Annotated in this window: 21 protein-coding genes; 3 read left to right on the forward strand and 18 right to left on the reverse strand. The window is 45.9% G+C overall.

Features of this window, described 5'->3' with window-relative positions:
- Nucleotides 1–384 precede the first annotated feature (384 nt).
- From ACYCSE_RS02570 to ACYCSE_RS02590, 5 genes are all read right to left on the reverse strand, one after another.
- Nucleotides 385–855: a hypothetical protein gene (locus ACYCSE_RS02570; protein WP_061829370.1), complete on the reverse strand. Its 471-nt coding sequence runs from the start codon at nucleotides 853–855 to the stop codon at nucleotides 385–387.
- A gap of 62 nt (nucleotides 856–917) precedes the next feature.
- On the reverse strand, nucleotides 918–1,424 hold the full coding sequence (locus ACYCSE_RS02575; RefSeq protein ID WP_061829371.1) for a type 1 glutamine amidotransferase domain-containing protein: 507 nt from the start codon (nucleotides 1,422–1,424) through the stop codon (nucleotides 918–920).
- A 228-nt stretch (nucleotides 1,425–1,652) separates the two neighbouring features.
- On the reverse strand, nucleotides 1,653–1,814 hold the full coding sequence (locus ACYCSE_RS02580) for a hypothetical protein (protein ID WP_165178728.1): 162 nt from the start codon (nucleotides 1,812–1,814) through the stop codon (nucleotides 1,653–1,655).
- Nucleotides 1,815–1,932: 118 nt separating this feature from the next.
- Entirely contained in the window at nucleotides 1,933–2,379 is a 447-nt protein-coding gene (gene dtd, locus ACYCSE_RS02585; protein ID WP_459701242.1) for a D-aminoacyl-tRNA deacylase, read from the reverse strand.
- A 137-nt stretch (nucleotides 2,380–2,516) separates the two neighbouring features.
- Complete coding sequence (locus tag ACYCSE_RS02590) at nucleotides 2,517–4,694, reverse strand: RelA/SpoT family protein (protein ID WP_452567379.1); 2,178 nt, start codon at nucleotides 4,692–4,694, stop codon at nucleotides 2,517–2,519.
- 268 nt (nucleotides 4,695–4,962) lie between these two features.
- On the opposite strand from ACYCSE_RS02590, the gene uraA reads away from it, so the two are divergent.
- Nucleotides 4,963–6,273, forward strand: a complete 1,311-nt coding sequence (gene uraA / locus ACYCSE_RS02595; protein WP_459701245.1) for a uracil permease — start codon at nucleotides 4,963–4,965, stop codon at nucleotides 6,271–6,273.
- 136 nt (nucleotides 6,274–6,409) lie between these two features.
- Here the strand turns inward: uraA and ACYCSE_RS02600 are convergent, their stop codons facing one another.
- The 8 genes from ACYCSE_RS02600 to ACYCSE_RS02635 form a co-directional block, all read right to left on the reverse strand.
- The gene (locus ACYCSE_RS02600) at nucleotides 6,410–8,155 is read right to left on the reverse strand and encodes a methyl-accepting chemotaxis protein (protein ID WP_459701247.1); all 1,746 of its coding nucleotides are present in this window, start codon (nucleotides 8,153–8,155) and stop codon (nucleotides 6,410–6,412) included.
- A gap of 5 nt (nucleotides 8,156–8,160) precedes the next feature.
- Complete coding sequence (locus ACYCSE_RS02605) at nucleotides 8,161–8,457, reverse strand: hypothetical protein (protein WP_459701249.1); 297 nt, start codon at nucleotides 8,455–8,457, stop codon at nucleotides 8,161–8,163.
- Between the two features lie 233 nt (nucleotides 8,458–8,690).
- Nucleotides 8,691–9,203, reverse strand: a complete 513-nt coding sequence (locus ACYCSE_RS02610; RefSeq protein ID WP_029514814.1) for an adenine phosphoribosyltransferase — start codon at nucleotides 9,201–9,203, stop codon at nucleotides 8,691–8,693.
- A gap of 68 nt (nucleotides 9,204–9,271) precedes the next feature.
- On the reverse strand, nucleotides 9,272–11,668 hold the full coding sequence (gene recJ / locus ACYCSE_RS02615; protein ID WP_459701252.1) for a single-stranded-DNA-specific exonuclease RecJ: 2,397 nt from the start codon (nucleotides 11,666–11,668) through the stop codon (nucleotides 9,272–9,274).
- A 33-nt stretch (nucleotides 11,669–11,701) separates the two neighbouring features.
- Complete coding sequence (locus ACYCSE_RS02620) at nucleotides 11,702–12,658, reverse strand: cation diffusion facilitator family transporter (protein WP_023989928.1); 957 nt, start codon at nucleotides 12,656–12,658, stop codon at nucleotides 11,702–11,704.
- Between the two features lie 200 nt (nucleotides 12,659–12,858).
- Nucleotides 12,859–13,776 carry a protein translocase subunit SecF gene (gene secF / locus ACYCSE_RS02625; protein ID WP_013311568.1) on the reverse strand — a complete coding sequence of 306 codons (918 nt, stop codon included), beginning with the start codon at nucleotides 13,774–13,776 and terminating at the stop codon, nucleotides 12,859–12,861.
- Complete coding sequence (gene secD, locus ACYCSE_RS02630) at nucleotides 13,766–15,022, reverse strand: protein translocase subunit SecD (protein WP_061829375.1); 1,257 nt, start codon at nucleotides 15,020–15,022, stop codon at nucleotides 13,766–13,768. The genes secF and secD overlap by 11 nt, the downstream gene beginning before the upstream one ends.
- Before the next feature lie 90 nt (nucleotides 15,023–15,112).
- Complete coding sequence (locus ACYCSE_RS02635; protein ID WP_013311570.1) at nucleotides 15,113–15,370, reverse strand: post-transcriptional regulator; 258 nt, start codon at nucleotides 15,368–15,370, stop codon at nucleotides 15,113–15,115.
- Between the two features lie 306 nt (nucleotides 15,371–15,676).
- Here ACYCSE_RS02635 and spoVB point away from each other — a divergent pair, with 306 nt between their 5' ends.
- Nucleotides 15,677–17,251, forward strand: a complete 1,575-nt coding sequence (spoVB, locus tag ACYCSE_RS02640) for a stage V sporulation protein B (RefSeq protein WP_459701256.1) — start codon at nucleotides 15,677–15,679, stop codon at nucleotides 17,249–17,251.
- Between the two features lie 5 nt (nucleotides 17,252–17,256).
- On the opposite strand, the gene ACYCSE_RS02645 is transcribed toward spoVB, so the two are convergent.
- Complete coding sequence (locus ACYCSE_RS02645; RefSeq protein WP_348620387.1) at nucleotides 17,257–18,033, reverse strand: DUF421 domain-containing protein; 777 nt, start codon at nucleotides 18,031–18,033, stop codon at nucleotides 17,257–17,259.
- Nucleotides 18,034–18,239: 206 nt separating this feature from the next.
- Between ACYCSE_RS02645 and ACYCSE_RS02650 the strand changes: the two genes are divergently transcribed.
- Nucleotides 18,240–18,629: a TIGR04086 family membrane protein gene (locus ACYCSE_RS02650; RefSeq protein ID WP_061829378.1), complete on the forward strand. Its 390-nt coding sequence runs from the start codon at nucleotides 18,240–18,242 to the stop codon at nucleotides 18,627–18,629.
- 88 nt (nucleotides 18,630–18,717) lie between these two features.
- On the opposite strand, the gene yajC is transcribed toward ACYCSE_RS02650, so the two are convergent.
- From yajC to ACYCSE_RS02670, 4 genes are read right to left on the reverse strand one after another with little or no spacing between them, the layout of a single operon-like run.
- Nucleotides 18,718–19,053: a preprotein translocase subunit YajC gene (gene yajC, locus ACYCSE_RS02655; RefSeq protein ID WP_069290201.1), complete on the reverse strand. Its 336-nt coding sequence runs from the start codon at nucleotides 19,051–19,053 to the stop codon at nucleotides 18,718–18,720.
- Between the two features lie 34 nt (nucleotides 19,054–19,087).
- The gene (tgt, locus tag ACYCSE_RS02660) at nucleotides 19,088–20,227 is read right to left on the reverse strand and encodes a tRNA guanosine(34) transglycosylase Tgt (protein ID WP_039275028.1); all 1,140 of its coding nucleotides are present in this window, start codon (nucleotides 20,225–20,227) and stop codon (nucleotides 19,088–19,090) included.
- Between the two features lie 20 nt (nucleotides 20,228–20,247).
- Entirely contained in the window at nucleotides 20,248–21,276 is a 1,029-nt protein-coding gene (queA, locus tag ACYCSE_RS02665) for a tRNA preQ1(34) S-adenosylmethionine ribosyltransferase-isomerase QueA (protein ID WP_061829380.1), read from the reverse strand.
- Nucleotides 21,277–21,283: 7 nt separating this feature from the next.
- Nucleotides 21,284–23,377, reverse strand: coding sequence for a SpoIID/LytB domain-containing protein (locus ACYCSE_RS02670; RefSeq protein ID WP_459701260.1), 2,094 nt, complete (start codon nucleotides 23,375–23,377; stop codon nucleotides 21,284–21,286).
- Between the last annotated feature and the right edge of the window lie 198 nt (nucleotides 23,378–23,575).

The following is a 23,575-nucleotide window of genomic DNA, read 5'->3' on the forward strand; positions in this document are numbered from 1 at the left end:
AATTGTTCGCCGCCTGTTCTCGGGGAGGTCATTCATCCGCTCATCAAGGGAATTTTTACAGCCTGGAAATTCCTCTCTGCGCTTGTGGGTTCGGAGTACTTGGTCCCGTCATCAAATCATTTTTCATTATTTTATGATTTTAATGAACCGCTTCGACAAAGTCAAGACATTCTCCCTATAATCGGACAAATAAGGCTTATAAAAAGAAAAAACCTGCGGAAACGGTCCGCAGGTTCAAAAAGATATATCAAAAGGGGGTCATGCTGTTATTATAAACAACGAATATTAAGGAATGATGTTTCGAATATTACAATTGTATTACAGTCACTCTTTTGTAGCTGAATTTCTCCAGTATCGACAATCTCTTGTGTCGCGCTCTCAGCTTTAATCCAACTGCGATACATATCCACGATTGGAACGTAGCTTATAAATGACCTCATCATAATCGGCATCATTCACCTTTGCTGATAATACATACCGTAATTCATCTTGATCACCGTTAATATACACATCTGTCGCACGGAGCAACCCTCCGTCATGATTCGTTGTTCCACCCCGATCTTCATTCAGATCCCTTTGGGCTGAGCCAGAGTTAATCTGGTCATCCTTCGCATCTGGTAGAATATTCTCGCCATAAGCACCCGCCGCAGGGATTGCCGCACCTGCAGAGCCTCCTGTGCTCACAGAACCTGTATTGTTATAGGGGATCAACGGAATTAAAACTCTCGTCTCCCGACCGAGCGTATCATCCAAGGCACCTACTTCCAAATGTTCGGTTCTATAAGCTTGAAGCGAGGCTCTGGCACCCTCAGCTTCATCTTCTGTGCGAAAATAAGCCTGAATCTGTTTTGCCATATCAAATCCTCCTCGTTTGGGAATTGTACTGGCATTAATCTAAGGAAATATTCACGTTCAAATTACAACGCTTTTAATAACTCACGCACAAAGGCAGGCTCATCCTTAGGGGTCCGAGACGTAATAAAGTTACCGTCCACAACCGCCTCTCGATCCTCAAAATGAGCACCCGCATTAATCAAGTCATCTTTCAACGGAGGATAAGCAGTAATCGTCCGGCCTTGTAACAAATCGGCACTCGCCAAAATTTGTGGCCCGTGACAGATAGCGCCAATCGTTTTTTGGGCCTCGTTAATTTCAGTCACAAATTTCAGAACATGTGCATCCAATCGCAGATTTTCCGGGGAGGATCCGCCGGGAATAACAACTGCATCATAGTCACTTGATTTCACATCTGCAATGGCTTTTTCAATAGTGTAGCTTGCTTTACCTTGCTTACCGCTCACTTTCTCACCTTGCTTCAGCCCAACAATATCTGCCTCATGTCCAGCCTTTTTTAATTCATCATAAGGTACCTTCATTTCAGAATCTTCAAATTGGTCAGCTAATAAAAATGCAATTTTACTCATTAATGTTCAGATCTCCTTTCCGGTTATCCTCGAAACAAGTTAAAATTAAGTTTGTTTGTCTACCACGATTTGTTATTACCCGCTTGATCTGTTTTTATAACAATCGCAGCGGCGGAAAAGAAAAAGGAGCCTTTCGGCTCCTGCACTAATTCAATGCTACATATTTTATTTTTGGCCTCTTTGTGCTACTTTCGGGTAGCACCTCATAACGCTACATTTAACCCGATGTTACCTGCGTGGCAAGGCACCGCGTCCCGGCTTGTCGATGGCTGCTGCAACATGCTGTAATAACGTATCAGCATTACGAGTAAGGCTGATTGCCTCCTGCATGCTACCGGGAAAAAGCAGCACAGTGCTTCGAGGCCCGTCCATTTTTGGGGTTTGACGCATAGCTTCGTCTCTCCTGTCACCCTTAGGCTATCCGCCTGGTTAATCACCAATCGGGATGACATTATGGTCCCTCTGAACAGCTATTTTATTCTACTCAGACCACGCCGTGAATGTATAGTTACGAACGTTCGGTATCCAAAATCAGTGTCACTGGGCCCCAGTTCGTCAATGAAACATCCATCATAGCCCCAAAAATTCCCGTTTCGACCTTCAGGCCCTTGGCTCGAAGCTGACTGTTGAAGAAATCATACAGCTTTTCCGCTTCCTCAGGTTTGGCCGCCCCCATAAAGTTAGGCCTTCTTCCTTTACGGCAGTCACCATACAACGTAAATTGAGAGACAGACAAAATGGCTCCACCGACATCCAGAACGCTGTCATTCATTTTACCTTCAGCATCCTCAAATATACGTAATCCTGCTGTTTTATCCGCCAAATAAACGGCATCAGCTGCTGTATCTCCCTGACCAATACCAACCAACAGCATTAATCCGGTTCCAATCTTGCCGACCACCTTTTGATTTACCGTTACCTGAGCGTCTTTACAGCGCTGAATAATGATCTTCATCGCCTATCCGATATCTCCTTTAACCTTCCCTTTTAAAAGGTGCTCACAGCCGTATTATGGCTCTTTTAGCAACCCATGGGTCTTTCTACCCAAGATGTGTTACAAAGGTTATAAACCTATCTGTACGCTTAATAAGGTTATTGCATAATCCGATGCACAGTGTATACATCCTTCACCCGTTTGATCCGTTCGACTACAGAATGCAAATGATCCGTGTTGCGAATGAGAATCGTGATGTGAATCATCGCCATTTTATTTTTATCTGTACGACCTGTAACGGCCGAGAAGCTGGTTTTGTTCTCAGAAATGGCCTGAAGCACTTCATTCAGCAAACCGTTGCGATCATGCCCCGTAATCTCAATATCGACACTGTAGTTGACTTCCGCTGCTTCTTCCCACTCTACTTCAATCACACGTGCCTGGTCTTCGCCCGTACCCGAAGGAATATTCGGGCAATCCGTCCGGTGAACGGATACGCCGCGTCCACGTGTTACATAGCCAATGATGTCATCTCCCGGTACGGGATTACAACATCGTGCAAAACGAACGAGTAAATTATCGACGCCTCTGACGCTGACACCGTTGGTCGGTGTTTTTTTCCGTTCGCCCTGCGGCTTGTACTCCTTGACCTCGGTCGTCAGTTCGATCAACCGTGCCTCTTCTTGTTCCTTACGCAGCTTCTCTGTCAAACGTGTACAGACCTGCGCTGCGGTTATACCACCAAAGCCAATCGCAGACAGCATATCTTCGGAATCGTTAAAAGAGAACTTCTGTGCCACTTCCTGAAGCTTGTCGTCGCTCATCCACACCGATGGCTCGATATCACGTTTTCTCAGTTCACGTTCCAGACTTTCGCGGCCTTTTTCAACATTCTCCTCACGCTTTTCTTTCTTGAACCATTGTTTGATTTTACTGCGCGCGTGAGAGGACTGAGCAATTTTGAGCCAGTCCTGACTAGGTCCATAAGAATGCTTGGACGTCATAATTTCGACAATATCACCGGTTTTAAGCCGATAATCCAAAGGTACGATTCTTCCATTTACCTTAGAGCCAATCGTTCGATTGCCAACTTCGGTATGAATACGGAAAGCAAAGTCCAGCGGAACGGATCCGGCCGGCAACTCAATGACCTCTCCCTTAGGAGTAAACACAAACACAAGGTCTGAGAAAAAGTCCATTTTGAGCGATTCCACAAATTCCGACGCATCCTTCGCTTCATTTTGCAGCTCCAGAATTTCTCGAAAAAAGGTGATTTTATCCTCAAAGTTAGTGTTGTTTGCTCCGTTGCCTTCTTTATAGGCCCAATGGGCCGCAATCCCGAATTCAGCGGTACGGTGCATATCCACTGTGCGAATTTGTACCTCGGTAGGCTCCCCGTTGGGACCTACTACTGTCGTATGAAGGGACTGATACATATTGGCCTTAGGCATAGCGATATAATCTTTAAACCGCCCCGGCATCGGCTTCCACAACGTATGGATAATCCCCAGTGTGGCGTAACAGTCTTTAATGTTATCCACAATAATTCGAATCGCCAGCAAATCATATATTTCATTGAATTGCTTGTTCTTCGTCGTCATTTTTTTAAACACACTGTAAATATGTTTAGGGCGTCCGGACAGATCAGCCTGAATACCCATCTCTTCCAGCTTTTCTCTGATACGCTGTATGACATTATCAATAAACTGCTCCCGCTCTGCCCGCTTTTTATGCATCAAATTGGCGATGCGATAATACTGCTGGGGATTCAGATAGCGTAAAGCAATATCTTCCATTTCCCATTTAATGGCTGAAATACCCAGTCGGTTTGCAACCGGACAGAAAATCTCTAACGTTTCATAAGCAATCCGACGCTGGCTTTCCTCTGACTGATATTTCAAAGTACGCATGTTATGCAGACGATCTGCTAACTTAATGACGATGACACGAATGTCCTGCGCCATAGCAATAAACATTTTTCGATAATTTTCGTTCTGTTGTTCTTCCTTGGAACGGAACTGAATACGCTCCAGCTTCGTCAGACCATCGACAAGCATCGCACATGTATCGCCAAAATGCTCGCGAATCTGCGCCAAAGACACCGTTGTATCCTCCACAACGTCATGTAAAAGAGCGGCGATAATGGAGATGGTATCCATCTGCATATTAACGACGATATCAGCAACCGCAAGCGGATGCAGAATATAAGGTTCACCGGACTTACGAGTCTGGCCGGAATGGGCCTGCTCGGCAAAATCATAGGCGTCCCTGATGCGGATAAGATCTGCTTCTCTGGTATAGGTCCCGGCCTTTTTAAGTAATTGCTCTATCCCCATTCTGCTCTATTCCGTGTCCTTTCTATGCAAAATGGAACCCGCCGATCAATGTCGCGCAAAGGTTCCCTTTTAAAAGTGATTTCCTACAATTATGACGGTTAGCACGTCACACGTCAACTATTACAGGTTTGGCATTGTCGCATTATTCTGTCACACATGGTAAGTAAAATCAGGATTGTTGACGAAATGAAACGAATTATATTGAAAAAATTACGAAAAGTAATTAATGTATATAAGAATAATTGAAAGAACTAAGGAGTGAACTGCGTTGCAACGCGAAATTCAAGTTAATGAAAAGCTACCGGCAGGACCTGGGTTCCTGCTCAGCGTACAGCATTTGTTTGCCATGTTTGGTAGCACTGTGCTGGTGCCGAATATTTTCGGCGTCGATCCCGGCATGATTTTGCTAATGAACGGTATTGGCACATTGTTGTACATATGGATCTGCCGCGGCAAAATTCCCGCCTATCTCGGCTCCAGCTTCGCTTTTATCGCTCCCGTCAGTCTTGTGCTTAAAAACAATCCCGGCGGCAACGGCTATGCTATGGCCCTCGGTGCTTTCATCGTTACAGGTATTATTTTCTGCCTCGTCGCACTGGTGATCAAATATGCCGGAACCCGTTGGCTGGACGTCGTTTTTCCTCCAGCTGTTATGGGCTCCATCGTAGCCTTAATCGGTCTGGAACTGGTTCCGGTTGCAGGAGGTATGGCAGGCATTATCAATGCCGATCCTACTAAGGCCTGGACTCCAGATCCCAAAACGATTACTCTTTCGCTCGTTACACTCGGGGTCACTGTTCTGGGTGCGGTATTGTTTCGCGGCTTTGCCAAAATCATTCATATTCTGATCGGTATCGTAGTGGGCTATGTACTTGCTTATTTTATGGGCATGGTCAATACACAAGCCATTGCAGACGCTCCTTTTTTCGGACATCCTGCAATTACCACTCCCGTTTTTAATACCTCTGCTATGCTGACGATTCTTCCTGTTGCTCTGGTCGTCATCGTAGAGCATATTGGTCACTTGCTTGTGACTAGCAACATTGTCGGGCGCGAACTGTCCAAAGATCCTGGTCTCCATCGCTCTCTGCTAGGTAACGGTATTTCCACCGTCATTTCCGGTTTTGTGGGTTCTACACCTAATACGACTTATGGTGAAAATATTGGTGTCATGGCATTAACTAAAGTGTACTCTGTATGGGTCATTGGCGGAGCGGCTGTCATTGCCATCCTATTGTCCTTCTCAGGCACGTTCTCAGCTATTGTTTCTAATATTCCAGCTCCAGTTATGGGTGGCGTATCCTTACTATTATTCGGTGTCATCGCTGCCTCCGGTCTAAGAATCTTCGTTGAGCAAAAGGTTGATTTCGCCAAGCCAACCAACATGCTGCTTGCGACCATCGTGCTTGTTGTCGGAATCAGCGGTACTACGCTCACTTGGGGCGCTGTAACCTTGAAAGGTATGGCATTGGCTACAATCATCGGCATCATCCTCAGCTTGTTCTTTAAGCTGATTGACGTGCTCGGCTGGTCCAACGATAAATCGCAGGAACCTTTAACCGAGAAAACACCCGATTGATATCTGTTCTTAAACTTTAGAACGCCGCTCCATGAGGTCACGGATCAATACGCTTAGGCTGTATAGACAAGCGTGTAAAGATCCATATCTCATGGAGCGGCGTTTTTTTTATGCACGGCCTTTTTTTCTAAAGATATCACACACGAAAGCGAGATACGACCTGATTAAGCGTATCAGAAACACCTGTAAGCGTCTTGACAGAGCTGTCCATACCTTCCAGATCCTTAAGCTGCCGTTCGGATCGTTCCGCGGCTTGCCCTGTACGTTTAGCTGAAGCTTTCGCAATGTCTGCAAGATATCCAATAGAGGCTGCAACTTCCTCTGAACCTGCCGACATTTCTTCTGAGACAGATGAAACCTCCTGCACTTCTATCGCCACCTGCTGAATATCTTGATTCATCGCAATAAAACGTTCTTCCACCTCAAGTAAAATAGATACTCCTTCATCCATCTCCAGAGCACCCTGCTGCATTCCTTCCAAAGCTAATTTGGTTTCTTCCTGCATGGATCGGATTCGACTCGTAATTTGTTCCGCAGACTCGCTCACGTTTACAGCCAGCTTGCCGATTTCTGAAGCCACCACAGCGAACCCTCGGCCATGCTCCCCTGCACGTGCGGCTTCAATGGAAGCATTCAGTGATAGCAACTTGGTCTGCCCACTAATTTCCTGAATCATTCCAATTATGCTGCCAATTTGGGCGGACCGCTCATTCAATGAGCTTACTACCCTGCCTGCCTCATCCATAGACATTTTCGCTTTATGCATTCCTTGGTTGACCACGGTCAACTGTTCATTTCCTTGTTGTGCCTTATGCTCAATCTCAGTGGTATCCTCGGATACATGCTGGATAGATTCAGCAATACGTTGTATGCCAACTGCCATCTCCTCCATCGCTGTCGCACTCTCGGCTGCGGCAGCCAACTGAAGCTCGGCCCCTTCCTTCACCTTAGCCAGTTCTCCTGCATTGTGCTGCGCATCTTTAGTCGTCCCAGAAATCTCTTGGGAAATTTTTATAGATACGCCTGAGATAACATCTGACTCTTCGCTCAAACGTGATGCCATTCCTCTAGTTGCCGCAATCACCTTATTGATCCCGTCAGCCATTTGGCCAAATTCATCCTTACGTTGATGTGTTAGTTCAACGTTATAATCCCCAAGAGCCATACGATTGGTTATGTGCATAATTTTTTTAATCTCTTTGATCATACCTGAATTGTTAAGTAATAACGCTCCCATAATTAGCAAGATGCCTATAACACTAACAATAAGAAGAAGTGTAAGCATTTCGTTCGCAGAGCGGTTCAAATCGGATTCTGGCAGTAATACGCCGATTTTCCAACCGGTTTGTGGGAGTGTTTCGTACATTATCCGGTACTCCTCATTATCAATGGATACGGATAGTTGCCTGGACGTACCACTTTGAACAGATTGTGCTGCTTCCGCATTCATCGTGTTTGTTAACGGCTCGCCTGCTTTTAAGGACGGAAGACCGGATGACAAAATGGCTCCATTCTTATCCATCAAGATCGCACTACCGTTAGCACCAAACTTCATTTTTTCAATAAACGTTTGAATGTTTGTCATGTTCAGGTCGCCAGTAATGACACCTAACAGCTTCCCTTCCCTGTCATAAAATGCTTTCCCTGCAGTAATCATATTGATTTTCAGTCTGCTATCGTAAAAAGGCTCCGTAAAATTTATATCCTTACCACGTTCCACGGCTTCTGTATACCATGGCTGTGTTAAGTAGTCATATTGTGGATCATCATATTCAATCGTTTGCTTCACTAGCTGGCCATCTCTATGCACATATATGGAACGGTAAGTCACTCCCGGATCATACGCACCTTTAGCAAAATAAATGCCCAACCCGTATGACATATCATTTAAAGCCAGCTCTTGTTCAAAAAACGTCCATAACCCTCAATGTTCATTCCTGCTCCCAGTTGTTCCGCACTCTTAGTCAGCATCGAAACAAGTAAAGCATGACGATCTACGTTAGCTGCAATATCCGCTTTAACCCTCGACAAGGAATGAGCAGCATTTTGGCTTATTTCCGTATCCAGCTTCTGCTTGGCAAAAAAATAAGACAAAAAGCTGATTAAAATCAGCGTTATAAGTACAAGCGGAATCAAGGTAGAAAATGTCCGTGCCTGTAAACTCTTAAATCGAAATAAACCCAATATGACCCCCCCTGTTCCCTTTTAACTATTTATCGACAGTTATTTTTAGATTTTTTATTACTATTTCCAATAAAATACATGGTATTTTGAACCAATTAAACAAAGCCCAAACTTAAAACACTGCTAAACAAAATAGTCCGATGGAGCAACTCTTTAGATAAAGAGATGTTCCATCGGACTATTTAGGCAATCCGTTCATAATTATTTCCCGGGAAACCCAGGTTTCGAAATACTTAATACGTAATCAGAGTGAATACATCTACATCAGGCAGTTTCGCCCGACCGTTTAGATCAGACAGCTCGATAAGAAAAGCAGCCCCTGCCACATTGCCACCAAGCTGGCGTACCAAGTTCACGGATGTAGCAATAGTTCCACCTGTAGCAAGCAGGTCATCAGCAATGAGAACATTTTGGCCTGGCTCTATAGCATCCTTATGCATCGCCAGTGTATCTTTACCATACTCCAAACCGTATGCTTCCTCAATGGTTTCCCCAGGGAGCTTGCCACTTTTACGGATGGGAATAAAACCAACACCAAGCGCATAAGCCAAAGGAGCACCAATAACGAACCCACGTGCTTCTGGCCCTGCAATCAAATCAATTTTCAAATCCGATACCAGTTCCTTCATATCGTTGATAGCCTTGCGATACAGTTCACCATTTTTCATCAGAGTCGTAATGTCCTTAAAACTAATCCCTGGTTGTGGAAAATCGGAAATCACCCGAATATATTCTTTGTAGTCCAACTTAGTTCCTCCTACTGTAACTTCAAATTAGTATATACATTTTACAACATAAATTGCGAAATAGTATCTCAAGACGCACCCTTCATAAGCGACATAATCCAGCTCGTCATCTGGGTAGTGTCCGCATCCAGCAAATACTTCTCCATTTCAGCCATATTATACAATTCCTGATAGCGTGGAGAAGCGGTTAAATCCCGCTTAGGCGGATTGGATACAAAACGGAATTGACCATCTGTACGCGTCATAAACTCAAGCTCTTCGAAGATGTCCAATACTTTGGATAACATGCGTACTGAACAGGAACACTGTCGGCTAAGAGCAGGCAGCATTGCCTTTTCATCAATAGGCTGTGTTCCCATTCGGGAAAGCACAACGTAAATGCGCTTGAACAGCTCTCTGTCGGGGCTTACGAGTCGACCGCCACGCTCACTGACCGAATGAAGGAGAAATACGTTCTCTACATTCTCAAAGGTAGACCATAATGCCTGAAACTGATCCGGTGTATCCGGCGGCTCCAGTACGAACAGCGACTTTACAGAGTGCTGTGCATCTCTTTGACCATCACTGGGAATAACGCTGCCATCTTTATCGTATAACCATAAGGATTCAGCGTCCACGGAGCTCGATGGACGAAGCCTGGATGACGGATGAATCAACACCGCAACGTCTTTCTTTCTTTCCTCAATACGTGGATGAAAAATCTTCAGTCCCCGCTCTAATTCGGCAAAAGGGTCCGACGCTCCACGATAATCAAAAATTTGTGGCGCCTGCACTCGAATGTCCTGCATCATTAGCTGAAGAGACCGTCTACCGTTCCATTCGTTAATTGACAATTCACCCAGCAGATCTATCTCCGTTTGTTGCTGTAAAAAATCAGCCAAATCGCCACGACGGAAGGCAATCGCGTCCAGCGATATACCGTTCTGCTCCAGCAGGAGCTTCACATGATTTTTCTCACGTCCCATTTTACGAGCCTCGCGCAATTGCAGACCCTGTAATACGAATCGTGGAGAAGGATTCCCCATACCAAAAGGCTGAAGCAATTCCAGTTCTTCAACCACTTGCAAAGATACCTCGTCCAAACGACAGACCATATCAGCTTCAGCTACAGGAATGAGATCTTCTGGTGTCAGAATGGAACCCGCATAGCGGTTCAGCTGCTCTTCAAACAATTTCAGATTGTCACGGGAAAGCGTCATACCCGCAGCCGAAGGATGACCACCAAAATGCTCCATAAGCTCATGGGCGTCCGTAAGAGCACTGTAAATATCCAATGCAGGAATAGACCGGGCAGAACCTTTGCACGTGCCTGTCTCAGCATCTATACCAAGAATAATGGTCGGTCGATAATAGCGATCCAATAGCTTGGATGCCACAATTCCGACAACGCCGACATTCCAGCCTTCACCAGCCAACACAATAACTGACGGTAGCTTGCCTCCATTCAGTTTGGATGCTAATTGTTGCTCGGCTTGCTCCACAATACGTTCGACCACCTGTTGACGCTCACGATTGAGCAGGTCCAGCGCATGCGCAAGTTGGTCTGCTTCTTCCTCTTTTTCTGTCGTCAGCAGAGAAACTGCTCGTCCCGCATGATCCAGGCGCCCGCTGGCATTAATCCGCGGAGCCAATGCAAATGCGATGTTGACTGAAGTCACTGTAGATATATCCACGCCCGCTACATGGAGCAACGCACGGATACCCGGAAATGCAGAGTTTCTCATGGATTGAATCCCTCTGCGTACCATCGTCCGATTTTCACCATGTAGTGGCATCAGATCGGCTACCGTGCCGATAGCAGCGATTTCAAACCATTCCTCTGGCACCTCACCCAACAGCGCCTGAGCGAGCTTCAGGGCAACACCAACACCTGCAAGACCTTTAAATGGGTATGGGCAACCGGGTAGCTTTGGATTAATCAAAGTATATGCCTCGGGAAGTACAGCAGGCGGCTCATGATGATCCGTCACAATAACATCTATCCCCAAGGAAGTTGCATAAGCAATTTGCTCGACTGCACTAATTCCCGTATCTACCGTAATGACCAGCGTAACTCCCTGCTGATGAGCCCAATCAAGGGCATGGTTATGCAGACCATATCCCTCATTAGAACGATGGGGAATATAAATATCATAAGAAGCCTTGAGAAAACGCATGAGCTGAATCATCAATGATGTACTGGACACGCCGTCCGCATCATAATCGCCATAGATTAATATATGCTCGCCACGTTCCAGAGCCTGGCGAATTCTCGGTACGGCCTCTTTCATACCAAGAAGCAGATAAGGGTCGTGTACATCGTCCACACTTCCGTACAAAAAGCGGTTTGCTTCCCCGGCGGTAGTGACGCCCCGGTTCACTAAAAGCCGGGACAACAATGGTGAAATCCCCAGCTCTTCTGTCAACAGCTGAGCCGCTTCCAGGTTAGCCTCTGGGGTCTTCCATCTGTACTGCGAATGAAGCAATCCTGTTCACCTTTCTTTCATAGTCGTCCTACTCTATTGAAGCAACGACGACACATCATTATCTGGCAGTTCATGATTGGATTTGTAAGGATACCCGGCTTGATAAGAAATGAACTGCATTTGTACATGGGTCACCTGTGGAAAACGGGCTAACAGTAGATTTTTGGCTCGATCGGCGATTTCCTGCGCTTCCTGTACCGTAATCCGCGGGTTCACACTTATCGTTACATCCACTGTTATGAAATGGCCTGTTTCCTGGGCATGTAAGTGCTCAACCGTTACAATACCATACACCCGTTGAATCGTCTCCATAAAGCGTCGGGAGTCTTCCTCCTGCAAGGGCTGTGCAGGAACCTGGTAAGCGGTATTCATTACCATCAAATATCCTTTGCGCAGCACCAGACAGGCTACCAGCAAAGCTGCGGTTGGATCAAGATATAATAATGCAGGCCATTCCATTGCTTCGCCAGTCATTGCACCGATCATGCCGATCAATGCAATCAACGATGCATACAGCGAGTAACGTTCATGGTTAGCGTACCGATCTGCTTCCGCTTTATGACCATGTTTAATCGAGTAGCGATATTGAAACTGAAATAACGCCTCTCTCAACACCAACGCAATAAATACGGTAATTAATGCATACAGACCGGGAGCCTGCGGTTCCGAACTGCTTAATGAACGAACCGCCGAAATAGCTAGCTGAAGACCACTCATCAGCACTAAAATAGCCAGCACCACAGATATGACCGTCCGAACTTTTTCACCGTTCCGCAACCGTGCCAGCATTCCGTGCCCTGTAGCACCCTTGGAAAACAGAAGCTCCTGCAAACGGGAAGCACTATCCGCAGCCGTGTGCAGTGCATCCCCCAACAACGCCTTGCTGTTTGCCGCATAACCGACGGTTCCCTTTAGAACAGCCAGCGCGAGATTGCCTACAATCCCGCTCAACGCCGCAGTTTCCAATGATCGGCTGCGTTCGCTATTCACAACGTTTCCCCCTCAATCCTGAACTAACCCTTTTCCAATAAAGCTCCATTCTAAAATAACCGAATTTCTTAAAAGCAAAAACCATTCACATTAAGTGCCCACTATTGTGCCTTACTCAAGGTAAATCTCAAAACCTTAGAAAACCGCGCCCAAGCAGACGCGGCTTTCTCTTTAATTTATACTACTGGTATTTGCGTAACTTAAGACTTTGCAGTTTTGACCGCGCCCCCGCCAGCTGTCGGAGATTTTTGTTTTCCTTTCAAAGCTACCCACAGCGGACTGGCAATGAAAATGGAGGAATAAGCACCAAACAACAAACCAATAACCATCGCAAGTGAGAACATACGGATCGATTCGCCGCCAAATATGAACAAACATAAGGAAGCAATAAACACCGTAAACACAGTTGCAAGTGAACGAGTCATTGTCTGCGCAATACTGTGATCAACTACCTGCTCTAAGTCGTCCCTGGACTTCTTCTTCGCAAACCGTAGATTTTCCCGAATACGGTCAAAAATAACGACAGTGTCATTAATGGAGAAACCGACAATCGTCAGAATTGCCGTAATAAAGGTCAAATCCACCTCAAGACGGAAAATCGAGAAAATACTGATAACGAGGAAGGCATCATGCAACAACGAAACGATTGCTGCAATGGCAAACCGCCATTCAAACCGGATCGAAATATAGACCGCGATGGCTACACATGCTAGCAATATCGCCCATATTGCATTCCGCTCCAGTTCTTGCGCCATTTCCGTATCCACTGTATTAACCTCAAAGGAAGCCTTCGGATCCAGCTGTTTGTTAAAAGAAATCTTAAAGTCATTCACTTGCTGATCCGTCAAAACCTGTGAGAAGCGAATGCCGAAACGCTCTTTACCCGGTGTATAATCCACCTCTTTGCCGATCCCCTGCTTATCCAGCAAAGTTTGAATCTGTTCCTGTGTAACAACTTTAGTCAAATTGACATCCACATTGGAACCGGAACGAAAGTCTACTCCGTAATTCAAGCCAAATATCGACAAACTCAGAATACCAAGCAGTGTGATAATAATCGAGAACGTGTAAAACCACTTGCTCATCTTGATATATTTCAAGTTCCAATTAAAGCGCACTGATATCACTCTCCTTCACACCAAAATACTTTGGCTTCTTCACAACATCCGCTTTAACCAGCAGATTTAGCAAGAAGCGGGAGAAGAAGATGTTCGTCAAAATACTGGTGACAATATCAACGATGAGCACCAGAGCGAAACCTCTAACGGAGCCTGTCCCCAGACCAAACATCACCGCTGCTGCTATAATTGTCGTAACATTGGCATCCATAACGGTACGGAACGAGGCCTTACTACCTGCAATGACAGAAGAACGAATCGTTTTGCCTGACTTGATTTCTTCTTTAATCCGTTCATACGTAATGATATTGGCATCGACCGCCATCCCGATCCCGAGCACGAAGGCTGCAATACCCGGAAGCGTAAGCACGAATCCACCCAAATAAAAGATGGCAAGCACTACCCAGGTATGAACGATGAGACAGAAACTGGCCACTAATCCCGGTACACGGAACATTGCAATCATAAATACCAGAATAATGATCGAGCCGATCAATCCAGCACGAATCGTCTGATCCAGTGACAATTGACCCAGCGTAGCACCTACACTCTGAGAATATTTTTCCGTCAGTTTGAGCGGAAGGGCACCCAGATTAATCGTATCCGCCAGTTTATTCGCTTCATCACGAGTGTAGCTACCTGTGATTGACGCGCTACCGTCCGTTAATTCCCCACGTACTGTAGGTGCAGACAGCAATTCCTGATCGAGGAAAATAGCCAATTCTTTATTCAGAAGTCGCTTTGTGATTTCTGCAAATTTAGCTTTGTCCTTCACTTTGATACTAATCTCAGGTTGGTTCAGCTGATCATAGCCGACAACAGCGCCATTCTCCACAAAATCATTACCGCGGAGCTCAATTTTGCTGTATTGGCCTGGCTTTTTAGCATCCGCTGCCGTTGCACTGCGGAAGGTCAACTCGGCAGGCTTTTTCAGCATAGAGCGGACTTCTGCTTCATTAGAGACACCAGCAAGCCGCACACGAATACGGTTGGTACCCTCTGTTGTTACTTCCGGCTCAGTTGTACCAAGCGCGTTTATCCGTCTCTCCAGACTTTGAGCTGTTTGTATAAGAGACTGGCTGGTTACACTCTGCCCGGCTTCCAAAGGCTGGGCTTCATATAAAATTTCAAAGCCTCCCTTTAAATCGAGGCCTAATTTTAAACTGTTCAGTAGGCCCGGGCTTGTCCCGATCATAACACCAGTAGTTATGAGCACGACCACGATGAAACTTAGAATTCTCTTCATTCCGTCCCATGTTCCCCTTTCATTCTCAATATTCCTATTATAGCTACCCCTCAAAAAGCAGTCAATTTGAACGCAAAAAAAGACCCCCTTCTATTCGAAAGTGGAGCCCCGTAATGCGGACATCGTCAAATAGTTCATAAAGCTCGTCGCTTTAAGGGAAAGAATATCATTAACGAGCTTGTGCAGCGGAGGGATACCCTCCTTTTCATATTTATGGCTGACGCAATTCCACACGTCCTTACTTGTGACATGCTCATAGCCTACGAGAATCAACTCGTCCGCCTTACTTTGACAGAGCATCTCAATTGCGTCATCCCAATCCTGCTCATCCAGCTCTTCCATACCCACGATGGCCGTTCCTCCTCCCAGCGACTACCGGTTCCGCAGATCAGCAATTAGCGGGGTTATTGACTGCTTTGTAGAACATTTCTGTCCTGATCCTGGAAAACCCTTCTTTTCGTTGAAAATAGCCTTAAATCAACAATATATGCATTCATTTCGCTCGTCAATAGCAGAATTCACCACTCGCCCTCTTGTTGTCTAAATCACTTTGTTTCTGAACGGAAAAGCTTGTCATGAACATGGACAGGTCCAGCATATCTTCTAAAGTAATGCATAGACGCAGAATTACATTTTGGGAAGAGGGAGTTGCGATTGAAAAAGCAGACTTTCATCCATGGAGCAATCATTTTATTGGCAGCGGGAGTTATTAACCGGATACTTGGTTTTATTCCCCGAATCGCACTCCCGCGTATCATCGGCCCCGAAGGAGTTGGCTTATACCAACAGGGGTATCCCTTTTTTATCGTTCTGGTGACGCTTATTACAGGGGGGATCCCTCTTGCGGTAGCCAAGCTTGTAGCCGAAGCTGAAACGGCTGGACAGCCCGAAATGTCGCGGCGTATTTTGCACACCAGCCTGCGCTTCACCATTATACTCAGTCTGATCGCCATGGTGCTCTGTCTTGTGTTCGCGCCTTGGATCACAAGCCATCTCCTGACCGACAGTCGCGTGTATTATACATTTGTGAGCATGAGCCCAATGATTGTCATTGTAGCTGTTTCTTCAGCTTATAGGGGCTATTTTCAGGGAAAGCAAAATATGATCCCTTCCGCCAGCTCCTCCATTGCGGAGACCGTTATACGCATTTTTTGCGTCATTTGGTTTGCTTACTTGTTACTTCCCCATGGGGTAGAATACGCTGCTGCAGGTGCCATGCTCGGTGCTCTGGCAGGCGAATTCATTGGCATGATTGTACTGCTATGGCAATACGTGTGTAACCAGCGAAAAGATCGCATCCTTCAGCCAAAGTCGCCTGTCCCCTCCTCTGAAGTTCATCCCGAGCAATCATCCGTTTTGTCACGTCTTATGTCTATTTCCGTTCCCGTTACTGCTGGAAGGCTTGTCGGTTCCTTATCCTATTTGCTCGAATCTATCTTGTGCATGCGCAGCCTTGCCGTAGCAGGCATCGCAACTGGCGTGGCAACCGCACAATATGGAGCCATGCAGGGCATGGTCATTCCTGTGTTATTACTACCTGGGGTTCTAACCAGTTCGCTAGCAGTTTCACTCGTTCCTTCGTTATCCGAAGCAGCAGCTAAGGGACATATTACAGCCATTCACAAACGTCTACATCAATCGCTTCGGCTCGCTTTGGTTGCAGGAGCCCCATTTGCCGTTATCATGTATGTATTGGCAGAACCTCTGTGTCTGCTACTCTACAATAATGGCGATATTGGAGGCATGCTTAAGCTTATGGCACCTTTTGCTCTTTTTATGTACATTCAGGCCCCGCTTCAGGCAGCACTTCAGGCATTAGACCGTCCTGGAAGTGCCTTATTAAATACCTTTATCGGAGCCGTTATCAAAATTGTACTGATCGTCTGGCTTGCTTCCCAACCTCAGTATGGTATCTATGGAGCTGTCATCGCCATTTGTATTAACAGTGCCATTGTTACTCTCCTTCACGGCTTCAGTGTCAGCAGACTGCTTCGCTTCCGCGTACGTTTGCTCGATTTCTGGAAGACCGGGATAGGCATGATCATCATGGCAGCAGCAGTATTATATACCTACAGACATCTAACGATGTTCAACCAAATGTGGCTTCAGTTTATTTTTGCCGCAGGATTGGGAATTATACTGTACCTTTTCCTGATGACCTTAATCAAAATGATCGACTGGGACAACCTTACACGCATTCCAATCCTGAGAAGATGGTTTAAAGCATAAGAAACCTAATCTGAAGATTTTCCATAGGCCGGTGGTGTAATGTACACATCACCTCTATGGTTAACCGAGCATAAAAAAACATCCTTAAAATCTTTGTGTCCCTTCGCTTGAATTTGATTCTTAAGCCAAAAACGGTTCATATCCATCCGTTCCAAATTTCTATCCAGCACTTTGCCATCCATGATTAATGGAATAGGCAGTCCCTCATATCTAAACTTTCCACCGATTTGTGGAGAAGGATGGACTTTATTCACCTGTTGCTCTTTGTTTGTCAAATCTGTTCCGTTTAATTCCTGCTTCATTTTTTCGTGCTCCACTCCATTATTATCATCCTTACCTATAACCGTTAGCTTACCTGTCGTTTCCAAAATAACATATTCAACTTCGTCCAGACTTTCTATATTTTGTTCGCGAAGTTGTAACAGCAAGTCATCTAAATTATAACGTTGTTTTACCATTTCATCCTTGTTTAATTGTCCATTAGAGTACAATACACTGGGCCTACCATCAAATAGTAAGCGCAGTCGCCGACTTTTCAGACTGAAAAATGAAATACCTATTTGCAAAATTAACAGCACTCCTAAAGGAATCAACCCTTCATAAAGTGGACGTTTTATATCCTCCAGGCTGAATACAGCAATTTCTGCAATCATAATGGATATGACGAGATCGAAAACAGACAATTTGCCGATCTCCCTTTTACCCATCAAGCGCATCACCAGATATACAATAAAATACATGAGCAGCGTCCGAAAAATATGAGCAAAAATATCGTGACTCAATATGTTCGCCTCCTCCCCTGTACTTGCAATAAGACATTAGTCGTTCATTGTACACGTATTCTGACCGTTCCTCAGTTGGCTCATACAAAAAACAAAAGGCTAAATTATTGAAATAAAGAGAAAGACTGCTTGCGACTTGGTACTAAGCCGGGAGGCTTGGCCATAGAATGATAATAGTTCAAACCTTGGTACAGGAGGAATTATCAATGGAGCTCATTCGCCGCTGGTGTTCGTTTCGTCTGGCCCATCCCATTTTATCCGGCTTATTTTATGCTTTTGCATGGATGCTGCTTGGCGCATTGATTCTTTCACTACTCTTGTGGCTGACACAGATGCAGGAACAGGACTTATCATTGTATACGTACATCGTCCATGCATTCGCCATGCTATCTGGCGGCTTCGTCGCCGGTAAAAGATCCACAAACAAAGGCTGGTATCAAGGCGGTATTACAGGCATCCTGTATGGACTAATCGTTCTTCTGGTCGGTTTTCTGGCATTGGATGCGGGCATGAACGGCAAGGACCTGTTACACTTAGGTTTCGCGTTTGTCATAGGCGCAGGTGGTGGGATGTTTGGCATTAATCTCAACAAGTAATCAAAATGTTTGTATCCATGTAATAAAACAACACAAAAAAACCGAGCCTCCTCAAAGGCTCGGTTTTTGCATAACGGTCACCAGCATTTTACGATTTGGAAACAACTTCCTCAGATGCCGTGTCTTTTGCAATCGCATTGCTGATTGCACTGCGGTCAAAGGTCAGCTTCGTGACATCATTCACACGCAAAACTACTACATCATCCGTAATCTCCATAATTGTACCGTGAAGACCTCCGATTGTAATTACTTTATCTCCCTTTTTCAAAGCTTGAAGCATCGTTTGACGCTGCTTTTGTTTTTTCTGATTCGGGCGAATCAGCAAGAAATAGAAGATTACAAACATCAGAGCCAGTGGCCAGATCATTTGGAAAAGTCCGCCAGTTCCACCGGGTGCAGTAGCGGCTGTAGCAAAATGAAACATGTTAAATCCCCCTTTCGTATACTCTCCCTAAAACTTAAAAGCCTTTATCATTATCATGAAGACCGTACTGCTCAAAAAATTCATCTCGGAAATCAAGCAGCCTGTCATCCATAATCGCTTGTCTGACATTACGCATCAATTGTATTAAGAAATGCAAGTTATGATACGTTGTCAGTCGGAGCCCGAAGGTTTCATCCGCTTTAATCAAATGTCGCAAGTAAGCACGTGAATAATTGCGACAGGTATAACAATCACAAGCGGGATCGAGCGGGCCAAAATCACTTGCATATTGGGCATTGCGAACGACAAGACGACCTTGGCTGGTCATCGTTGTCCCGTTGCGAGCAATTCGGGTTGGAAGTACACAATCGAACATATCCACACCACGGATAGAGCCTTCAATCAAAGCATCAGGCGAACCCACGCCCATCAAATAACGTGGCTTGTTGGTGGGAAGCAGAGGAACCGTATAATCGAGCACTTCATACATCAAATGTTTCGGTTCACCTACGCTCAGTCCACCAATAGCATACCCCGGGAAATCCATGGAAGTCAAATCCGCAGCGCTTTGCTTGCGCAGATCTTCATGCATGCCTCCCTGAACAATGGCAAACAGACCTTGATCATGAGGACGCGCGTGTGCCTCTAGACAACGCTCAGCCCAACGGCTGGTGCGTTCCAGTGACTTTTTCACATACTCATATTCAGCAGGAAACGGCGGGCATTCATCGAAGGCCATCATAATATCTGAGCCAAGCGAGTTTTGAATTTCCATTGCCACTTCTGGTGAAAGAAACTTCTTATCTCCATTTAAATGAGAGCGGAAATGAACACCCTCCTCTGAAATTTTACGCATTTCACTTAAAGAAAACACCTGGAATCCGCCGCTGTCTGTTAAAATAGGGCGATCCCAATTCATAAACTTGTGCAGTCCACCCGCTTCACGAATAATATCGTGGCCGGGACGAAGAAACAAATGGTACGTGTTACTCAAAATAATTTGAGCATCCATCGCTTTCAGTTCCTCAGGACTCATCGTTTTAACAGTCGCTTGAGTTCCCACCGGCATAAAGGTTGGTGTCTCAATAACTCCGTGAGGTGTGTGTACACGCCCGAGACGAGCTCCCGATTGCTTGCAGGTTTTAATATGTTCGTATCTTATTGCTGGTGCCATATTTTCTCTACCATCCTTAATTAATAAATGAACATTGCGTCCCCGAAGCTGAAGAACCGATATTGTCGGTCAATCGCCTCCTGGTAAGCATGCATAATATTCTCCCTGCCCGCCAGTGCGCTGACCAGCATAACCAAGGTGGATTTAGGCAAATGGAAATTCGTAATCATCGCATCCACCACACGGAATTCGTAGCCTGGATAAATAAAAATCTGTGTCCAGCCACTGCTGGCCTGCAGCACTCCATCTGCGAATGTATTGCCCACCGTCTCCAGCGTTCGACAACTGGTTGTTCCCACTGCCACGATTCTCCCACCGCGCGCCTTGGTTGCATTAAGTACATCTGCCGTTTCCTGTGATAATGAATAATACTCTTCGTGCATGACATGCTCTTCAATCGTATCCACAGACATCGGTCTGAACGTCCCTAAGCCAACATGAAGTGTGATAAAGGCAACGGTAACGCCCTTCTTTTTAATCTGGTCCAGCAATTCTTCTGTAAAATGCAGCCCTGCCGTTGGAGCCGCAGCCGAACCTTCATGTCGAGCATAAACGGTCTGATAACGCTCGCGGTCATCCAGTTGTTCCTTGATATACGGCGGAAGCGGCATCTGCCCCAGACGGTCCAAGATCTCCTGAAAAATACCGTCATATGAAAATGAAAGCACCCTTCCGCCCATATCTCCTTCTTCCTCAATTACTGCTTTCAGCTCATCACCGAAAACAATAACAGCACCCTTTTTTAGCTTTTTACCGGGTTTCACCAATGCTTCCCATCGGTCCCCTTGCAGTTGCTTAAGCAACAAAACCTCAGCCTTAGCTCCCGTGTCTTCCTTGATGCCAAACAAGCGTGCAGGAATCACTCTCGTATCGTTTAATACCAGCGTATCCCCTGGTTGGAGATACTGCACAATATCCGAAAACGTATGATGACCCACTTCACCGTTATTTTTATTTAACGTCAGTAATCTGGAAGCGCTCCGATCAAGCAAAGGTGTCTGTGCAATTAATGTTTCAGGCAGTTCAAAATCGTAGTCGTTTACATTCATATATTGGTCAGTCCTTAACTATATCCACATTTTTGTAATAGTGTTGCAAAATTTTCTTGTAATCATACCCCTGCTCGGCCAAACCGTTGGCACCCCATTGGGATAAGCCCAAACCATGACCATTTCCTTTACCTGTAAAAATAAAGCTTTGTGTTTTGTCAATGACTCGTGCATGACGATCTTCATTCATGACGATCACCCCGTTACCACTTGAAGTACTGCTGCCAGATGCGGACAGGATTTGAGTGCCTTGTGTACCACTTACATGAGAAGTAGCCCCATCAGCGCCTAATACAGTATAACTTCCGGTACTCGCAATATCAAACAGTGTGCTCGGGAGTCCGCCCATTGCTGAGCGAAACATATCCGGGTATTTCACTTTCAAAGGGGATCCGTTCGCTTCAACCTCCAACACTCGCCCTGATGGACCACGTTTGGTGACATCGAGGTGATCAATAGAGGATGGCACAGTGCCCGTTACTTTCCCTTGCAGGGATTTAGCAAGCTGAGCTGACGTAAAGGGCCCCCGCACCCATGCATAGTCTCCGGACTGAGGCACCTTTTCTAATACAATGATCTCTTCGCCCGGCTGCGCCTTGGCTATTGGGGTAACCGTCGATTGAATTTGGGGAATAGGACGCACATTTGTATTTTCCGCAGTGACGGTGATTTTGTCTAACCCCGCTTCTGTGACACCCTCCAGTTCCTTAGCATTATCCTCACGAATATACCCTGTCTTGCCACTGGAGAGAAGTACATGATACCACTCCTGTGCTCCTTTTAGCGCCGAAGTATCTCCCGAGCTGTCTACGCTGGCAAAGGCTTCGCCACCACTGTTCCACACCTCGGAAGCATCTGCTGTCACACCGCCCGCATTAGATGAAAATACAGCTTCGATCACTTTGCCGCCACTTTTAATGACTTCACCAGCTGTTGCATCTACAGCCTCATTGACATTGGCATGTTCCGAGCTCTTACCGTTGTAAGCCTGGCTTAACGTGCCATCTACTACATTGCCGATCTGAAACCGATTGCCTTGGGCAAGCGCGTAGCTACGAGCCGCTACCGCTTGAGCCTTGAGCGCTTCATCTGGCCATGAGGAATAGACCTCTGCTCCTACCACGGAATATAAATACTGCTCCAAAGGAACTTCATTCACAAGCGCCAGCTGGCCTGACGTCATGCCAATCTCCATCTCGCCGCGATATGTACGCTGTGATCTTTCCATCACTTGTATTCCATCATTACCGCCGTTGACAATTACCTTGCTATGATCAGAACCACTTAGCATGTAATGAGACATCACCTGCGAGCCAGTCGTAACTCCTGCTTCCTGTCTTATAATGAGGCCGGTTTGAGTAGCATTAACTTTAGACAGCGTGAGTCTCGGCTGCTTGCTCTCCAGCTCTGTTTTCAAAGCCGACAGCTTGCTGTCATTACTTTCTTCTCCAACCCATACAGCATACTGGCCTCTTGATTGAATTACAGTAAAAGCATCAAAGCCTGCCGCAGCAATTGTCGTTCGAACGAGATTAGCTTCCTGCTCGCTTCCGTAGCTTCCTGTGGACCAATGCTTGTTTCCCTTAACCTCGGCCTGCGCTCCGGTTGCGGAGGAAATCCGCTGTACAGCAGCCTGCGCAGACTGCTCACTAGCATATATTCCCGCGTACACTTGATACACTGAGCTACCATTTTTTGAACCGATAAAAACCGTAGGTTTATCATTAGTCTTTTGCAGGGCTTGGGCCGCTTTTATCGCCGCTGCTTCATTTCCTTCAAGTACCTTCACCCGATAGCTGTCTACACTAAAACGAGCCGTACTGTCTGGCAGTCCCATCCAAGTTTGAAAACTGCCCCCACTGTTCTGTCCAACACTCAGACCTCCTGATGATTTCAAGGTTACAGCGGGGACTGTCGCTTTATATTTGCTACCTAGATCCGCAAAAATCACTACACGAATATCCTCTTGGGCGGCAGCAGCGTGAACGCCCGAAGACCAAGGTATGCACACTGTAGCTAATACCATAATCGCTGCTGCTCGTTTGGCCCGGCCCATCCATGCACCGAAAATACTTTTTCGGTTAAATGCTTCTCCACTCATTTCTGGCTCCCCCAATCTAGCTGTCTAGCACTTATATTGCGTAATTTATCGGGATCTCGACCCTTGTCTATCCCTTTAAATACATCGGCGGAATAAACCAAAATATGAACCCGCTCGAATCTTACTTACACTCTCACTTCCCTCAATCATCCGTCAGCCGATATCGTATTCACCATACTTGCGTGTAACCATGCAATG

Source organism: Paenibacillus sp. SEL1, assembly GCF_054602535.1.

Coding starts and splice junctions, on each gene's coding strand:
- ACYCSE_RS02570 (WP_061829370.1), bottom strand. CDS start 855: ATGGCAAAACAGATTCAGGCTTATTTTCGCACAGAAGATGAAGCTGAG.
- ACYCSE_RS02575 (WP_061829371.1), bottom strand. CDS start 1,424: ATGAGTAAAATTGCATTTTTATTAGCTGACCAATTTGAAGATTCTGAA.
- ACYCSE_RS02580 (WP_165178728.1), bottom strand. CDS start 1,814: ATGCGTCAAACCCCAAAAATGGACGGGCCTCGAAGCACTGTGCTGCTT.
- dtd (WP_459701242.1), bottom strand. CDS start 2,379: ATGAAGATCATTATTCAGCGCTGTAAAGACGCTCAGGTAACGGTAAAT.
- ACYCSE_RS02590 (WP_452567379.1), bottom strand. CDS start 4,694: ATGGGGATAGAGCAATTACTTAAAAAGGCCGGGACCTATACCAGAGAA.
- ACYCSE_RS02600 (WP_459701247.1), bottom strand. CDS start 8,155: ATGTCATACGGGTTGGGCATTTATTTTGCTAAAGGTGCGTATGATCCG.
- secD (WP_061829375.1), bottom strand. CDS start 15,022: ATGAAGAGAATTCTAAGTTTCATCGTGGTCGTGCTCATAACTACTGGT.
- ACYCSE_RS02650 (WP_061829378.1), top strand. CDS start 18,240: ATGGAGCTCATTCGCCGCTGGTGTTCGTTTCGTCTGGCCCATCCCATT.
- yajC (WP_069290201.1), bottom strand. CDS start 19,053: ATGTTTCATTTTGCTACAGCCGCTACTGCACCCGGTGGAACTGGCGGA.
- tgt (WP_039275028.1), bottom strand. CDS start 20,227: ATGGCACCAGCAATAAGATACGAACATATTAAAACCTGCAAGCAATCG.
- queA (WP_061829380.1), bottom strand. CDS start 21,276: ATGAATGTAAACGACTACGATTTTGAACTGCCTGAAACATTAATTGCA.
- ACYCSE_RS02670 (WP_459701260.1), bottom strand. CDS start 23,377: ATGAGTGGAGAAGCATTTAACCGAAAAAGTATTTTCGGTGCATGGATG.